The sequence below is a fragment of the Microbacterium aurantiacum genome (assembly GCF_040532595.1).
GTDB classification, from domain to species: Bacteria; Actinomycetota; Actinomycetes; order Actinomycetales; family Microbacteriaceae; genus Microbacterium; species Microbacterium chocolatum_B.
The window spans coordinates 18681-34336 of the sequence record NZ_JBEVYX010000003.1 but is presented as its reverse complement, the minus strand read 5'-3'; the positions used below and the strand labels follow the sequence as shown (position 1 = coordinate 34336).

Genomic DNA, 15656 nt, shown 5'->3' with positions numbered 1-15656 from the left:
CTAAAACGTCCGGTGCGCGTAGCAATGGCGTAACAAAGATGGGGGGCATGCGCACCCTTTGCGTCTACATTGCGGCGGCATTGCACTAACATTGCGGTGATGATGCACAAGTGATGCGGATCTGATGCATCGGGCAGTCTCGCGCCTGAAGGACCCGTTCTTGGGGAGGGGCGAGTCGCTGGATAGCGCCAGCGCCGGCCTTGCAGCCATGCAGGGGAAGGACCCCATGCGGGCCAAGCTCGCCCTTGCGCAGACTCTCGAGCCGCTTGCCCCCGAGTACGACATGGTCCTGATCGACTGCCCTCCCGGCGATGAAATGCTCCAGACCAACGCGGTCGCGGCCGCACGGTGGGCTTTGGTCCCGGTCAAGAGCGATAAGGCCAGCAGGAAGGGCCTCAGTGCCGTCGCGAAGCGCCTGGATGCGGTGATCGACGTGAACCCTGACCTCGACCTTCTCGGTGTCGTTCTCGTCGACGTCGGGCGTGGAGCGACCCGGATCGAGCGGGAAGCGCGGCAGCAGATCAGCGACCTGTTCGGCGGCTACGCCGATATCACCCTGACGGCCACCATCCGCCACTCGGAGGCGACCGCGCAGGCTGCGCGGGAGCGTGGACTTCTCGTGCCCGAGCTGGATGAGTTCGTGCAGAACGGCCCGAAGTGGTTCGAGATCCGCCGTGGCCAGGCGGAGGCGGCGACCCTCGCGCCCCGCACTGCGACGAATGTCGCTGACGACCTCCAGGCGATCACGGAAGAGATCGTGTCCCGCATCACCCTGTCCGAAAACGCAGCCGTATCGGAGCAAGCATGACCGACGCGCCCCGCCGAACGATCTCCGGCCTTACTCCCCGCGCGACGGCGCAGACCGGGGGAGTGGAGCGCCTGTTGAAGAAGAACCGGCCCCAGGCCAGCGACGCCCCCGAGATTGTCGATCCGGTCGCCCCTGCACCGACCCCCGAGCCGACTCCGACGACCGCGCCGGCGGCGAGCCCGCGCGAGAAGACACGCCCCGCGCCGGCCGTCCAGGCGCCCACCGAGGAGCCGAAGGTGTCGATGAGTGTGCGTGTTCACACGTCCGTCCGTGCCCGATCCCGCGCGGCCTACCGTGCGACGGGAGCGCTGGAGCCCGACGAAAGCTACTCCGACATGATCGAGAAGGCTATCGAGGCAGAAGTGCGCCGCCGTGAGCTCGCGTATAACGACGGGAAGCCGTTCGAGGCGAACACCGCGAGCCTGCCCGCTGGCCGCCCATTCGGCGGGTGAGAGCGCGCCCGACGCGCTCAGGGCGCCGCTACGCGGCCCAGTTCGATTCAGGGGTTTCCGCTCTGTCTGGCACTCGATCATGCCGTGGCTACGCCGCTACGTCACGCCGGGCGACTCCTTATCCTCCCTCGCTGCGCTCAGTCCGGTACCGCCGCCCGGCGCACTCCGCGACTGCGCTCACGGCCATATCTCTCATTGCCAGCCAGGCAGAAAGGATTGTTGAGGGAAGGGAAAGGCGATGACCGATGTGAAGGTGACCGTGTACAGCACGGGCCCGAGCTGCGGACAGTGCTTCATGACGAAGAAGCAGCTGGAAGCCAAGGGCATCCCTTATGTCGAGGTCGACGTCACCCAGGACGAGAACAAGGGCGCGCACGAGTACATCACCGAAGATCTCGGGTACTCCCAGGCGCCGGTCGTTGTCGTCGACGAGCACGATCACTGGTCCGGGTTCCGGCCCGACCACATCGACCGCCTCGCCCGCCTCAACGCTCACTGAAAGGAACACCCATCATGGGAAACCGCTACGTCACCGGACGCCTCGCCGCCGACCCCGAAGAGCAGGCAGCAGGCAGCATCCAGATCGTCAAGCTCACCGTGCTCGAGAACACCTACGAGCGCCGAGGCGATGACCGCATCGAAGGCGCCGCACCGCTCGCGCACAATGTCGAAGCGAAGTTCACCCTCGGAGCGAACGCCGCGGCGACACTCCGCAAGGGAGACGCCGTGATCGTCGTCGGCATCGAGCGAGATGCAAGCTTCGAAGGACGCGACGGACTCGTCTACCGGCGAGTCATCGACGCCACCCACATCGGCGCCGATCTCAGCCACGCCACCGCTCAGATCACCCGCAACCCCCGACGAGACGACCAGTAGCATCACGGGGGAGGGGCGCCTGCCTTTCCCCACCACAGACCGCGACAGCCCCGGCCCATTCCCTTTCCGGCCGGGGCTGTCGTCTGCCTCCCGGAGAATGGATCTCATGCTTTGGGAACTCGCGCACGCGACCCGCGCCGATGAGACGGCGACGACCGTCGAGGTCGACGCCGCCAGCAGCTACGCCGCGATCGAACGCGTTCACGCCACGATCCCCCGGGCCACATCGTTCTCTACGTGAGAGAAATCGGCTGAGAACTCTCCAGACCCGACCTCCCGGTCAGCGAGAATGACGGTATGAAGCTGGGGGGCTGGAAAAGCGCGACGCGTAGACAGAAAATCATCATCGCGTCCGTAGGAGCCGCGCTTGCTATTGGCGGCGCGGGGGTGGCGACTGCGGTATCAGTCTCGGCCCATAACGCGGCCGCGGAGCAAGCCGCTGCGGAGGCGATTGCAGCCAAGAACGCCGAGGAAGAGGAAGCGGCAAGAGCGGAAGCTGCGAGGCTGACGGCGGCTCGTGACGACGCTGTGTCGAAGGCCTCCGAAGGCGAGGCGTTGCTTACCGACAGCGAAATGTGGGGTGACCCCGACGCCCGCGAAGAGCTTCGAGACGCCTTGGGTGTGCTGGTGGCGCTCCAAGCCGACGAGAGCGCATCCGCGGAAGCGCTCGAGGCAGCAGCCAGCAGCGTCACGCGAGCAGGAGTCCGTGTCGGTCGCCCGCCGGCACCTATCACTCTCGTCTGCGGAAACCTTGACGCCGGAGTCTCGTACGACAACCGGGAGTTGGTGCTGAACCCCGACGGCTCAGGGCAATTCGATGACCTGTGGGCAGGTCAATACAGGTGCGACGAAGGTTTCAGCACGACCACCGTTTCCACGCAGGTCAACGTCAAGACAGCCCTCCAGCGGGCTGCGGTCGCCGCCGCTCGAGCAGCCGGCTATGACGAGTACCACAGCACCGAAGGTGCAATCCTCTATGCCGTGTACGAGGGCTGCGCTGGCAGCGGGACAGGCGGATTCTACGGTCGCCTCGACTCGCTGAGCCCCGCGCAAGCAGCGGACACTCGTGTCTGGCTCACACTGTGTCCCAACCACCCCGACGCAGAGACATGGCGCGCGAAGTCTGCCGAGGGCGACGCCATCAGAGAGGCAGAGTCGAACGGCGCTCGAGTAGCGCCAGGCGGATCGTACGAGGTCCCCGGCCAGATGGTACGAGGCACGTTCGTCGCGGAGAACGTCAGCGACTGCTACTGGGAGACGCGCGACTCGAACGGCAACATCGTCGATAACAATTTTGTGATCGCGGCGCCTCGGGTCGTTGCCGAGATAGGCGACACAGCTGTGGTGTTCACAACGCAGGGGGGATGCGGGTACTGGAATCGGCAGTAGCCGCCGCTGTCGGGAATGCGGCGGGATGACACTGGATGTCACGTAGATCGTGTTGTCGTGGGTGCTCCCCGATCGACCTTGTCGTGACACTTCCCGGCGTCGGCACCCGTCCTACGGGCTCAGGCTTCTGTCACGCACCAGAAGCGCGCCCGCGTTTCACGACTCGGACTGGTCGCCGTCTTCATCCTCGCTCCGTTCCAGCGACTTCTGCGGTGGCAGCTTCTGCGGTGTCGTCGGAGAGGCGCTGCAGGGCCTTGTGCCGGTTGCGGCTTAGTGGATGAGTGTGCCCGCACCCCACCTACTTCGACTTCTCGCGGCACTGGCCGCCGAGCGCGATCAGACGATGTAGTCGCCTCGAGGTTCTCGCCCGATTACGAGGTTGAAGCCGCCTGAGGCCTTCTTCTCGAGGGTCACGTACTGACCGATGTAGTTCGTGCTCTTGAGTACCTTTCCGAGGTCCGGACCCCAATGGATTACCGTCGGAACATTGCCCTGGCCTGACACGCGTTCCGGGTCATGGCTGACTCTCAGTTCGACTGGTCCGATGTCATGCCCATCAACCCAGACGCTGAACTCCGCGATGGCCTCCTGCTCGGTGTCATGGCCTTCCCTCGGCGTCCATGGCAACTCACCGAAGAACTCCGCGCGGAAGTATGTCAGGTGGTTGATCGGTGCTGCTTCCCGACTCAGCCGGAGGTTCCCCGTTGGGTTCGTCGTCGCTCCCTTCGGCTGTTGAGCTGCCGTGTGATCCAGTTCCTTCGACCACCGCCGCTGGACATCGACGATCGGAAGTGGCGCGTCGGAGCCGGCTACGGGTTGCTGCACATTTCGCGTCGCGCCTGCTCCGCTCGACTCAAGAACTCTCGCCTCGCTCAGTGAGGCGCGTCACGCTTTGATGGACCGCCGCCTGCAGCGGACGCGACTGCGATTCTACGAGGACGACTGAGTCCCTGAGGAGTGGAAGGGAAACCGGGTCAGGCTCCGATCTCACTGCAAATCTCCACCCCGAGCGTCTCCGACAGCCGCTGTCGGTATCGCTACTCGATGACACTAGGTGTCGCGCCGGAAGGACACTTCTGAGGGTTGCGCGGCATCCTTGTCGTGACACTTTCCTGAGACAGGCCGCCTGGCGGACCTTGGGAGGCGCCAGCGCACACGGCGAGGAACAGGGCGATTGATGGCACCTCCCGCAGGGGAATCTGGACTGATCATTATTCGGGTGGCATGTGTTTGCTACTTGTATTCTCGGAGCATCTTCTCCGGTGAATGGATCGTCGTGCCTTCTGCTGTCAAACGTCCGGCCGAGCGTGAACGCTGGTCATCCACTCGATTCGTCCTTTTTGCCTTCACGTTCAACGCGTTGTGTTTGTTTGTGCTCCTGGCCAATCTGCTCACCGGCAATGTCTGGTGGAAGGTCGCGGTGCCGATCGCTGTCGTTTGCCTTCTTTTCGGGGGTCTGGCGGGGTTCCTGGCCAGGAGATTGCGGCTCAAAGAGCGATAGGGGCGAGCTCAGTCGTAGGCGCGTCGACCAACGGAGATTCTCAACCGGTCATCCCGGGCTGTATAGTCATCGTGTGCTGACTCTTTCTTCTCGTCTTGATGTGATGAACCGGCTCGGTCGGGCGATGGCCGATCCGTCGCGTTCGCGGATTCTGCTGTCTTTACTGGACGGGCCTGGGTATCCGGCAGAGCTTTCTCGGGACTTGGAGTTGACTCGCACCAACGTTTCCAATCACTTGACCTGCCTTCGAGGGTGTGGCCTGGTGGTGGCAACACCCGAGGGGCGCCGCACGCGATACGAGATCTCCGATCCTCATCTGACCCGAGGGATGCGCGATCTACTGGAGGCTGTGGTTGCTGTCGATCAGGGTGTCCCCTGCGTTGACGACGCGTGCGAGTGCTGCGCATGACCGACGGGGCATCGGTCTTCGAGCGGACGGGGTGGGCGGGATGAGCGAGGAGTGCTGCGGTCCGGACGAGCCCCGTAAGGCCGGCACGGTACGGCGAATCGAGTTGTCTGCACCTCGGGTGGCCGCGGATTCTTGCTGCTCGCCGGGCGAGCCCGCCGCACTGGCCGTTGACGCAACACCCTTGCACGTCGAAAACGGGGACGCGTGCTGCGGTCCGAGTGTCTCGGCGGCGGTGACCGGTACCGCGGGGGAGGAGCCGGAGGTGCGGTCGCCGTGGTGGCGGGATCCTGCGCTGCTCCCCTCGGTCCTTTCCGGTGTTTTCCTTCTTGCCGGGTACGTTTTCGAGTGGTCCGGGCTCTCTGTTCCCGCGCTGTTGTTGCAGTGGGTGGCGCTCCTGGCGGGTGCCTGCACGTTCGTTCCTGGCGCCCTCCGCCGGCTGCTGCGCGGTCGCCTCGGTGTCGGGTTGTTGATGATGATCGCCGCGATAGGAGCGGTGCTGCTCGGTCACGTCGGTGAGGCCGCGACGCTCGCGTTCCTGTTCTCCCTCGCCGAGGCCCTCGAGGATCGAGCTATGGATCGTGCGAGAGAAGGTCTGCGCGCGCTTCTGTCGCTGATCCCCGAGACGGTACGAGTGTCACGGTTGAACGGCGATGTCACGATCGCTGCTGCGGATGTTCGGGAGCTTGACATCCTCGTGGTCGGCGCGGGCGAACGCGTCGCCACCGACGGTGTGGTCGTGGAGGGACGGTCGAGTCTGGACACGTCGGCGGTCACGGGCGAATCCATCCCCGTCGACGTCGCCTCGGGAGACCTGGTGGCAGCGGGCTCCGTGAACGGGGCAGCGACCTTGCGGATCGAGGCGACCGCCGACGGCCGTGACAATTCCTTGACGCAGATTGTCGCGCTCGTGGAGCAGGCACACGCACGAAAAGGCGATCGGGCGCGGCTTGCTGACCGGATCGCGAGGCCTCTCGTTCCTGCGGTGCTGATTGCGGCCGCTGCGATTGTGTTGTTCGGCTTCTTGATCGGGGATCCCGGAACGTGGACGGAACGTGCGCTCGTCGTCCTGGTCGCCGCGTCCCCCTGCGCTCTGGCGATCGCTGTCCCGGTGACGGTGATCAGCGCCATCGGTGCCGCGTCCAAGTTCGGTGTCATCATCAAGTCGGGCGAGGCGTTCGAGCAACTCGGCACTATCCGCGCCATCGCTTTGGACAAGACCGGCACCCTCACCCGAAACCAGCCCGTCGTCGTCGAGGTACACCCGGCGCCGGGCGTCACCCGCGAGGGATTGCTGGCCTGGGCGGCGGCAGTCGAAGCGACCAGCACGCACCCCCTCGCCACGGCCATCACGGCGGCCGCGCCCAATGCACCGGCCGCGGTGGATGTGCTGGAGGACGCGGGGCATGGTATTACGGGCCGAGTCGGTGGCCGCACCGTGCGTGTCGGCAACGCACGTTGGTTGGACGTCAGCGAGCAGAGCGACATCGCGGAGCAGATGGCCGGGCAGGGAATGACGGTTGTGGTCGTGGAGGTTGACGGGAGGTTCGCCGGCCTGGTCGGAGTGCGCGACGAGTTGCGCCCGGAATCGGCGGAGACCGTGCGGATGCTGCACGCGCAGGGCATTGACACGGTCATGCTCACTGGCGACAACGGCCGCACCGCCCGCGCGATCGCCCGCGAGGCCGGAATCACCGACGTGCAAGCCGAACAGCTGCCGGGAGACAAGGCCGACGCGATCACCGCCCTGGTCGCCACCCGGCCCACGGCAATGGTCGGCGATGGCATCAACGACGCGCCCGCTTTGGTCACGGCCACGGTTGGAATCGCGATGGGCGTGAAAGGGTCCGCGGCGGCGATCGAATCCGCCGACGTCGCCTTCACCGGCCACGACCTCCGACTCATCCCCGCCGCGCTTGCTCATGCCAGACGCGGCCGACGGATCATGACCACCAACATCGCCCTCGCGTTGGCGATCATCGTCGTCCTGTTCCCTCTCGCGTTGTTTGGGGTGCTGGGCCTGGCCGGGGTGGTCTTGGTTCACGAGATCGCCGAATTGATCGTCATCGCCAACGGTGTCCGCGCTGCCCGCCGCCCCGCCCTTGCCCGCAGCATGTCCACGACAGTCGCACCAGAGCCCGCGCTGACGGTTGCTTGAATCTCGGCACCGCAACCGGCTGATTCGTGGAAGGTAGACTGCTCGGGATGATCTTGGCCACTCGAACACAGGATGCTGTGATTCTGAGTGAGCGCCTGCTGATAACGAGGATCATTACGAGCGTGGCTCTGGCGCTGTTGCTTGTCGTCGGGGCGTGGATGGCTACCCACACCGAGCCCGAGGCGGCCGCACCGACCGTCTCGTCTGTCACGGAGCATGTGGACGCGCACATCGCGCCCATCGCCGCTGGTGCACCGGTGATCGATCAGGGAACGACGAGTCCCGCACTGCTGGGCGTCGCGGTGTGTGTGCTCGGGGTGTTGTGTGGGCTGCTGCTGGTCGTGGTGACCCGGTGGGTGCATCGCACCCGGCGTCCGCAGCCTGAACGAAAACTCTTGCCGTTGCTGAGAGCACTGTTGCCCACGCCGGCACCGCCCCGCGCCGCCGCGTTCACGCTGACACAGTTGAGCATTTCCCGAACCTGACACCTGGCACGCCACCCGTCTGTGGTGGTGACCCTTCTCCGGCGTACCTGCCGGGGATATCTCTCTCATGCCCACGTGTCGCGACCGTTCGGAGTACCCCCATGAAAACCCCTGTAAAAGCGACGCTGATCACTGTCGCTGTCGTCGTCGCCATGATCCTGGCGGCGGTCATCTATGTCCTTGTCAACGAACGCTCGACGCCTTCCCCGGGCGGGGAGGGGGAGCCGGCATCGGTGGTGCGACCGAACTCGCATGTTCTGGACGACGGGGGTGAGGGTGCGGTCACGGTGGTGGAGTTCCTTGACTTCGAATGTGAGGCGTGCGGGGCGTTCTACCCGATCGTCGAAGACATTCGGGAGAAGTTCGCCGGTGAGATCACCTATGTCGTCCGCTACTTCCCGCTCCCCGGTCACACCAACTCCACCAACGCGGCTCTGGCTGCGGAGGCCGCTGCCGGGCAGGACCGGTTCGAGGATATGTATCACCGGCTGTTCGAGACGCAGGCCGAGTGGGGGGAGTCGCAGGAATCCCGCGCAGACCTCTTCCGCGGATTCGCGGAAGAGCTCGGGTTAGATATGGCCGCCTACGACGCGGCGATCGCGGACCCGGAAACGCTGGCCCGGGTGGAGATGGACCTCAACGAGGGTCAGGCGCTGGGTGTTTCCAGCACCCCGACGTTCTTCGTCGACGGGGAACCGCTCGAGTTGCAGCAGTGGGACGATCTCGAGGAGGCCATCACGCAAGCGTTGAGCACGGGCCCGTGATGCCTGCCAGTCTTGCGCGCCGTCGGGCGATCATCGTTGGCGCCGGTCAGTCGGGCCTTGCTGTCGCTGCGGCGCTCAGCGCGGAAGGGCTGCAACCCCAACAGGATTTCGTCGTGATCGATGCGGCAGCTCCGGGTCAGCGTAGTTGGTCGTCACGGTGGCACTCGATGGTGCTGCTCAGTGACGCCCGACACAGCGCTCTCCCGGCTCGCCGGCATCCGGGGGATCAACGGCTGCACCCCAGGGTGGATGAGATGGTCGGTTACCTCAAGGTGGTCGAGGCCGCGATCGGTGTCGAAACAGCCTGGGGTGTCCACGTCACCGGGGTCGAGCGGCGTGGCGATGGATCGACGCTGCATCTATCCACTTCTGTCGGTGAGGTGCAGACCCGCAACATTGTCTGCGCCACGGGTGCTGCCGCCTACCCCCGACTTCCCAAATGGTCTACCGCACTGAGCGTGCCCGGTGTCGCGATCCACAGCAGCAGCTACCAGTATCCCCGCCAGATTCCCACCCGCGATGTGCTTGTCATCGGCGGCGGCAACAGCGGTCTGCAGATCGCGCGGGAGCTTGCCGGATCCCATGCGGTGACCCTGGCGGCGCGTACGCGCCGTGCGCACCGCCCGTTGGTGAGCTACCCGTCGGCAGCGGGGCGGCATCGGCCATTGTTCGGCGGAGAACTTCGTCCGGAGCCGGTGTTCGGTGACAGCTACGAACGGCTGCAACAGGCCGGTGTGCGCATGGCCCCGGCGGTGACACACGCGCGGGGTGGGGCGGTGACCTTCGCGGACGGGACGACGGCATCACCGGGTTCTGTGATCTTCGCGACCGGCTACCTCCCCGGAGACGATTGGTTTCCCGATGAGGCACGCATCCGTGGGCCGCGGCGCACAACGACCCCTTTACCTGGCCTGTTCGTCGCTGGATTCCCGCAGTACAGCCGCCGCGGCGTCGACACCATCGCCGGGGTCTCCGCGGACGCGGCAGCGATCGCGCACCACATCATCAACCGGCCGTAAGAGAGGGACCATCATGGGCGCTGGCCATAGCCACGACACGGGGGAGGCGACCCCTCGGAACAGATTACTGATCGCGTTCTCGATCACCGCGTCCGTGTTCGTGATCGAAGTCATCGGCGCGATCATCACCGGCAGCCTCGCCCTGCTCGTGGACGCCGCGCACATGCTGACCGACGTGATCGGCCTCGCGATGGCGGTCACCGCCGCGCATCTGATGAACCGGCCCCCGTCTGACCGGTACACGTTCGGGCTGCGGCGTGCGGAAGTGCTCGCCGCCCTCGCCCAGGCCGCACTGCTCCTCGGTGTGGGGATCTTCGCGCTGGTTGAGGGCGTACGGCGACTGTTCGAGCCGCCCGAGATCGCGTCGGGCAGCCTATTGTTCTTCGGGATCGTCGGCCTGGTCGCGAACATCGCATCCCTGCTTGTGCTGATGAGCGGTCGCACACGCAACCTGAACATGCGCGCCGCATTCCTCGAGGTCCTCAATGATGCACTCGGCTCCGTCGGTGTCATCGTCAGCGCCATCCTGATCGCCACCCTCGGCTGGTACCAGGCAGACGCGGTCGCCGGCATCCTGATCGCTCTCCTGATCATCCCGCGCACCTTCATCCTGCTCCGCGCGTCCGGCAGCGTCCTCCTCGAATCCACCCCTCCCGGCCTTGATCTCGCGGAGGTACGCCGACACATCCTCGAGCTCCCGCCGGTGGTCGCTGTGCACGACCTGCACGCCTCCCAAGTCTCCACGGACCTGCCCACTCTGACCGCGCACGTCGTCGTCGACGACACCCTCACCCCGGAACAGTCCGCTCGGCTGCTGCAAGAGCTCCAGGAGTGTGTCTCCGAACACTTTCCGGTGAGCATCGAGCACGCCACGTTCCAGATCGAACCGCAATCCCACCCCGGAGAACACACCACCCATGCGTAACCACCGCCGCTCACTCATCACCAGCCTGGCCACCCTTCTCCTCGGAGCCGGACTGACGTTGGCTGTTGCGACCCCCGCCCAAGCGCACGACGAACTGGTCTCCTCCTCTCCGGCAGCGGAATCCACAATCACCGGATCACCGACAGAAATCACCCTGTCCTTCAGTGGTGAACTCATCGCGGGAATGCAATCCGCCGCCGTCGACGTGATCGCCCCAGATGGGAAGAACATCGCCACCGATGCACCGGCAGAGGATGGCACCTCCATCACTCAGCAGCTCGCCCCGAACCCGCCGGCCGGGCTGTTCACCGTCCGGTGGAAAGTCGTCTCCAGTGATGGCCATCCGATCAGCGGCGAATACACCTACACCGTCGCACCCACCGACGCCGTCGCGAGTAGACCCGCCGCCACACCGAGCACGGCTCCGCAGACCCCCGCACCGACCGCGACCGAAGCGCCCGCTGACAACGGATACGGGGGCGAGACCTCCGGAGGCGGCGATACCTTCGCGATCCTCGCTGTGCTCGGGGGAGTGGTCGTCCTCGGGGCGACCCTCGTCATCGTGTTGATGGTCGGCAGGGAACGTCGACAACTCGACCGTGCCGCCGCCGCGCGAGCCGCCCGGGATGCTCCCGCAGAGAAGGACTCTACAAATGAGTCGTAACCAAGCACGCAGGTTCGCTCTCGCATGCATCGCCGCAGCAGGCGTGGTGCTGATCGATCAGGCCAGCAAGGCGGCCGCCTTGTCCACGCTAAGAGAGGACGAGCGGATCCCACTGCTGGGTGAACTGCTCGGTCTGCAACTCGCTTTCAACCCTGGAGCCCTCCTCTCCTTAGGGTCCGGGGCGACATGGCTGCTGACCCTGCTGGGGGTGGCCGCGACCGTCGTTCTCATCGTCGCCGCAGCTCGCGCCCGCACCACCGGCTGGGCGGTCGGGATCGGGCTGATCCTGGGCGGCGCGATCGGCAACCTCATCGACCGGCTCTTCGCGCCACCCGCGTTCGGCCGCGGCCATGTCACCGACTTCCTCGCGTACGGCAACTGGTTTATCGGCAACCTCGCCGACGTTGCTCTCGGTGCCGGCGTGATCGTCCTGGCCGGAAGTCTCTGGATCCGTCACCGCCGCACCCCCACAACAGCCACGGATGAACCCCCGGTCACGGCTCCCACCCTGGAGGCAGGACGATGACGACGAAACAGCGAAACCCTTCGACCTACCAGCGCAACGCGTTCGCACCGAGCCTGCTCGCCGCGGCAGCCCTATTCCTCGCACCGGTGCTGATGGGCAACGACTGGTTCCTGGCGGTGCTGTTTCTCACCTCCATCCTGGGCGTGATTGTCGCGTGGTTCGCGGTGCAGGCGCGGCAGTGGTGGTGGGTGCCCGTGTTCGCGGTGATGGTGGTGATCTGGAACCCGGTCTTCCCGTTCCCGTTCACCGGGCCCGTGTGGACGGCGGCACAACCGGTCGCAGCCGTGGTATTCCTCGTCGCCGGTGCGCTGATCAAAGTGCGCCGCCCATGACCACGCACAGAGGCCGGACCCGGACTGCTGTCGCCCTGCTCCTCGCGGCGACGTTACTGACCGGATGTGCGGCGGATGACTCCCTCGCGCAGCAGTACCGGGACGGCAATGAGAAGGGTTACATCTCCGGCGATTTCCAGGTCGTGGAGATTCCGGAGCCGGAACGGGGGGATCCGGTCGTGTTCGAGGGTGTTACCGAGACCGGTGACCCGGTGACCAGTGACGACTATCGGGGTGAGGTGTTGGTGGTGAACTTCTGGTACGCCGCGTGTGGGCCGTGCATCGTCGAAGCGCCGCTCCTGGAAGAGGTGTGGCAGGAGTACCAGGACCAGGGTGTCGCGTTCCTCGGCGTGAACACCTACGATCAGCCGGCCACCGCGCTCTCTTTCGCCCGCGATAACAACATCACCTACCCGAGCGTGATCGATGTGAACGACGGGCAGGTCAAACTCGCATTCGCGCAGCTCACCCCCATCCAAGCCACCCCCACCACCCTCGTCATCGACCGTGACGGGAGAGTCGCCGCGCGGATCATCGGACAGCTGGCCTCCGCGTCCATCCTCTCCACACTCGTCGCCGATGCTCTCGCGGAGGATGCCCCGTGAACCCGGGGGTGGCGATCGTCGACGGTGCCCTCTGGGTGGCTGTCCCGGTCGCGGTGCTCGCCGGGCTGGTGTCGTTCCTGTCCCCGTGCGTGTTGCCGCTCGTGCCCGGCTACCTCGGCTACCTCGGCAGCACCACCACCGACACCCTAACCACCTCAACAGGGTCAGGAACGACGGTGCGGACAGAGCGTGCACGACTCCTGCTGGGGGTGGCCCTGTTCATCGCCGGTTTCACCGTGGTGTTCGTGGCCGTCACCATCCTTGGGGGCGCGTTCGGATACTTGCTGCTGCAGTACGCGAACATCCTCACCCGGGTCTTCGGGGTCATCATCCTCCTCCTCGGGCTGGTGTTCCTCGGCCTGTTCGGGTTCGCCCAACGCACCCTTCGCCCCCGCGCCCGAGGCCGCGCCGGGTTGATCGGCGCCCCATTGCTCGGCTTCGCGCTCGGCGTCGGCTGGACGCCCTGTATCGGTCCCACCCTCGCCGCGATCATCTCGATGTCATGGAACCTGGGCGACCCGGCTCGCGCCGGACTGCTCGGCCTGGCCTACTCCCTCGGCTTGGGGATCCCGTTCCTGATCCTTGCGGCCGGGTGGGGATGGGCATCCCGGTCCGTGACATTCCTGCGCCGCCACATCCGCGCGCTGAACATCATCGGCGGAGTGATGCTCATCCTCCTCGGGCTGCTGATGGTCACCGGAGCGTGGACGGCGCTGATGTCGGCACTGCAACAGGTGGTGATCAATGTCCCCCTCCCACTCTGAGACCGATACGACGAACGAGGCTGTCGACCCGCTCCGACCTCGCGACCACGCCGACAGCGACGACGGTGACAATGCCGCGGACGTGACCTCGCCCGCGCTCGGCATCGTGGGCTGGGCGAGGTGGGCGTGGCGGCAGCTGACTAGTATGCGTACCGCCCTGGTGCTGCTGCTGTTTCTCGCGATCGCCGCCGTACCGGGGTCTCTGTTCCCACAGCGCACCGCCGACCCCAACGGCGTCATCAAATGGGAACGCGACAATCCGGAGGTGTTCCCTCTCGCCGACGCGATCGGCCTGTTCGACGTGTACCAGTCGCCCTGGTTCTCCGCGATCTACCTGCTGCTGTTCACCTCCCTCATCGGCTGTGTGATACCCCGCGCAAAGCACCACTACAAAGCCCTCAGATCCCAGCCGCCCCGCACCCCCGCCCGCCTCTCCAGACTCTCCGACTACCGGGAGGTCACCGTATCGGCAGGGGGTCCGACCAAGAACGGGGCGGAAGAGGCGATTGAGCTCGCGGAGCGGCAACTGCGCCGCGCCGGGTACCGGGTGCACAGGTACGACGGCCGCGGGTGGGCTTCGGTCTCGGCGGAGCGCGGGTATCTGCGGGAGACCGGGAACCTGGTCTTCCATGTTGCCTTGATTGGGGTGTTGGTCTCTGCTGGCATCGGCGGCGGGTTCGCATACACCGGACAGCGGGTCGTGGTGGAGGGCACCACGTTTGTCAACGCCCTGAGCGACTACTCCTCTTTTGACCCGGGCCGGTTCATCGACGGAACCGGCCTCGCCCCGTACTCGATGACCCTCGACGAGTTCGAAGTCACGTATCAGCTCCCCGGAGCCCCCGGCGCGGGGCAAGCAGGGGACTTCTCCGCCAACGTGACCATCCGCCAACCCGGGCAGGACGACCGCAGCGAGAGCGTCATCGTCAACTATCCGATCACCGTCGAAGGTGACCGGATCTACCTGCTCGGAAACGGGTACGCGCCCACCCTCACCATCCGGAACCCGGCGGGGGAAGTCGTATTCAGCGAATCGCAGCCGTTCTTGCCGCAGGACTCGTTCATGACCTCCTTGGGGGTCATCAAGGTCCCGGACGGGATGCCTGAGCAGCTCGGTCTGGTCGGATTCTTCTACCCCACCCAGGGTGTGCTGCCGTCCGGTGCGTACACGTCGGTGTACCCGGATGCGATCAACCCGGTGCTCACTCTCAATGTGTTCAGCGGTGACCTCGGGATCGATGACGGCACCCCCCGGTCCGTCTACACCCTCGATGTCGACGGGCTCACCCAGCACACCGGCGCCGACACCGGCGCCGCGTCGCTCGAGCTCACCCCCGGCGCGACCGCTGACCTTCCCAACGGGTGGGGGACGATCACCTGGGAGGACGACACCGCGGTGGTCGGTGAACCGGTGAAACGGTTCGCGTCGCTGCAGATCCAAAACGACCCCTCCGGCACCTGGGTGCTCGCCTTCGCCACCCTCGCCACCCTGGGACTGATCGCCGGGATGTTCGTACCCCGCCGCCGCGTGTGGATCAAAGCCCACACCACCCCTGCGGGCGTCCGTGTCGAATACGCCGGCCTCGCGCGCGGTGAAGACCCGACCCTCCACAAAGCCGTCCGCGACATCGCGGACACTCATGCCGCCGCGCTGACCGGCACCACAAGCCACATCCCTCCCGAAGGAGAAAACCGATGAAATGTCCCATTGACGATGCCCTGCTCGTGGTGACCGAGCGTTCCGGTGTCGAGATTGACTACTGCCCGCAATGCCGTGGCGTCTGGCTGGACCGCGGCGAACTGGACAAGATCATCGACCGCACCTCCGACTCCCGCGCGCCCGAATACCCCGCACCACCATCACGCGACTCCCCCCACGGCCGCAGCGACTCTCAACCGAACCGAGGCGATTCCCGTCACGACCGAGGAGAGAAGCGCCGTCGAGAGGGTTTCCTCGGCGACCTCTTCGACTTCTGATCACT

The 15656-nt window shown here is 65.8% G+C and carries 21 protein-coding genes; 20 read left to right on the top strand and 1 reads right to left on the bottom strand.

Annotated features, from left to right (window positions below; genetic code table 11):
- Positions 1-124: 124 nt before the first annotated feature.
- From ABXJ56_RS15520 to ABXJ56_RS15495, 6 genes are all read left to right on the top strand, one after another.
- A complete protein-coding gene (locus tag ABXJ56_RS15520) occupies positions 125-808 on the top strand; it encodes a ParA family protein (protein WP_354000625.1) in 684 nt (227 codons plus the stop codon).
- A complete protein-coding gene (locus tag ABXJ56_RS15515; protein WP_354000624.1) occupies positions 805-1260 on the top strand; it encodes a ParB family protein in 456 nt (151 codons plus the stop codon). The genes ABXJ56_RS15520 and ABXJ56_RS15515 overlap by 4 nt, the downstream gene beginning before the upstream one ends.
- A gap of 238 nt (positions 1261-1498) precedes the next feature.
- Positions 1499-1759 (top strand): glutaredoxin family protein, encoded by a 261-nt coding sequence (locus tag ABXJ56_RS15510; RefSeq protein WP_435405018.1) that lies wholly within the window; start codon positions 1499-1501, stop codon positions 1757-1759.
- Positions 1760-1773: 14 nt separating this feature from the next.
- Positions 1774-2136, top strand: a complete 363-nt coding sequence (locus tag ABXJ56_RS15505) for a hypothetical protein (protein ID WP_354000623.1) — start codon at positions 1774-1776, stop codon at positions 2134-2136.
- A gap of 106 nt (positions 2137-2242) precedes the next feature.
- Complete coding sequence (locus ABXJ56_RS15500) at positions 2243-2377, top strand: hypothetical protein (RefSeq protein ID WP_354000622.1); 135 nt, start codon at positions 2243-2245, stop codon at positions 2375-2377.
- Positions 2378-2433: 56 nt separating this feature from the next.
- Positions 2434-3525 carry a hypothetical protein gene (locus ABXJ56_RS15495; protein WP_354000621.1) on the top strand — a complete coding sequence of 364 codons (1092 nt, stop codon included), beginning with the start codon at positions 2434-2436 and terminating at the stop codon, positions 3523-3525.
- A 336-nt stretch (positions 3526-3861) separates the two neighbouring features.
- On the opposite strand, the gene ABXJ56_RS15490 is transcribed toward ABXJ56_RS15495, so the two are convergent.
- Positions 3862-4350: a hypothetical protein gene (locus ABXJ56_RS15490; RefSeq protein WP_354000620.1), complete on the bottom strand. Its 489-nt coding sequence runs from the start codon at positions 4348-4350 to the stop codon at positions 3862-3864.
- A gap of 451 nt (positions 4351-4801) precedes the next feature.
- Here ABXJ56_RS15490 and ABXJ56_RS15485 point away from each other — a divergent pair, with 451 nt between their 5' ends.
- The 14 genes from ABXJ56_RS15485 to ABXJ56_RS15420 all read left to right on the top strand — a co-directional run bounded on the left by ABXJ56_RS15485 (position 4802) and on the right by ABXJ56_RS15420 (position 15651).
- Positions 4802-5026, top strand: coding sequence for a hypothetical protein (locus ABXJ56_RS15485; RefSeq protein WP_197273038.1), 225 nt, complete (start codon positions 4802-4804; stop codon positions 5024-5026).
- Positions 5027-5099: 73 nt separating this feature from the next.
- Positions 5100-5435 (top strand): Cd(II)/Pb(II)-sensing metalloregulatory transcriptional regulator CmtR, encoded by a 336-nt coding sequence (gene cmtR, locus ABXJ56_RS15480; protein ID WP_354000619.1) that lies wholly within the window; start codon positions 5100-5102, stop codon positions 5433-5435.
- Between the two features lie 262 nt (positions 5436-5697).
- A complete protein-coding gene (locus ABXJ56_RS15475; protein ID WP_354000689.1) occupies positions 5698-7590 on the top strand; it encodes a heavy metal translocating P-type ATPase in 1893 nt (630 codons plus the stop codon).
- A gap of 47 nt (positions 7591-7637) precedes the next feature.
- A complete protein-coding gene (locus ABXJ56_RS15470) occupies positions 7638-8075 on the top strand; it encodes a hypothetical protein (protein ID WP_053549015.1) in 438 nt (145 codons plus the stop codon).
- Between the two features lie 101 nt (positions 8076-8176).
- Complete coding sequence (locus ABXJ56_RS15465) at positions 8177-8839, top strand: DsbA family protein (RefSeq protein WP_053549016.1); 663 nt, start codon at positions 8177-8179, stop codon at positions 8837-8839.
- Positions 8839-9858 carry a flavin-containing monooxygenase gene (locus ABXJ56_RS15460; RefSeq protein WP_053549017.1) on the top strand — a complete coding sequence of 340 codons (1020 nt, stop codon included), beginning with the start codon at positions 8839-8841 and terminating at the stop codon, positions 9856-9858. Before ABXJ56_RS15465 ends, ABXJ56_RS15460 begins: the two co-directional genes overlap by 1 nt.
- Before the next feature lie 13 nt (positions 9859-9871).
- Positions 9872-10783, top strand: coding sequence for a cation diffusion facilitator family transporter (locus tag ABXJ56_RS15455; RefSeq protein WP_053549018.1), 912 nt, complete (start codon positions 9872-9874; stop codon positions 10781-10783).
- The gene (locus ABXJ56_RS15450; protein WP_082334822.1) at positions 10776-11447 is read left to right on the top strand and encodes a copper resistance CopC family protein; all 672 of its coding nucleotides are present in this window, start codon (positions 10776-10778) and stop codon (positions 11445-11447) included. Before ABXJ56_RS15455 ends, ABXJ56_RS15450 begins: the two co-directional genes overlap by 8 nt.
- Positions 11437-11973, top strand: a complete 537-nt coding sequence (locus ABXJ56_RS15445) for a signal peptidase II (RefSeq protein WP_053549020.1) — start codon at positions 11437-11439, stop codon at positions 11971-11973. The genes ABXJ56_RS15450 and ABXJ56_RS15445 overlap by 11 nt, the downstream gene beginning before the upstream one ends.
- On the top strand, positions 11970-12305 hold the full coding sequence (locus ABXJ56_RS15440; protein ID WP_053549021.1) for a DUF6804 family protein: 336 nt from the start codon (positions 11970-11972) through the stop codon (positions 12303-12305). Before ABXJ56_RS15445 ends, ABXJ56_RS15440 begins: the two co-directional genes overlap by 4 nt.
- Complete coding sequence (locus tag ABXJ56_RS15435; protein WP_053549022.1) at positions 12302-12910, top strand: TlpA family protein disulfide reductase; 609 nt, start codon at positions 12302-12304, stop codon at positions 12908-12910. The genes ABXJ56_RS15440 and ABXJ56_RS15435 overlap by 4 nt, the downstream gene beginning before the upstream one ends.
- Positions 12907-13674, top strand: a complete 768-nt coding sequence (locus tag ABXJ56_RS15430; RefSeq protein WP_301135779.1) for a cytochrome c biogenesis CcdA family protein — start codon at positions 12907-12909, stop codon at positions 13672-13674. The genes ABXJ56_RS15435 and ABXJ56_RS15430 overlap by 4 nt, the downstream gene beginning before the upstream one ends.
- Positions 13655-15373 carry a cytochrome c biogenesis protein ResB gene (resB, locus tag ABXJ56_RS15425; protein ID WP_053549024.1) on the top strand — a complete coding sequence of 573 codons (1719 nt, stop codon included), beginning with the start codon at positions 13655-13657 and terminating at the stop codon, positions 15371-15373. The genes ABXJ56_RS15430 and resB overlap by 20 nt, the downstream gene beginning before the upstream one ends.
- Positions 15370-15651 (top strand): zf-TFIIB domain-containing protein, encoded by a 282-nt coding sequence (locus ABXJ56_RS15420; protein WP_053549025.1) that lies wholly within the window; start codon positions 15370-15372, stop codon positions 15649-15651. Before resB ends, ABXJ56_RS15420 begins: the two co-directional genes overlap by 4 nt.
- Positions 15652-15656 lie beyond the last annotated feature (5 nt).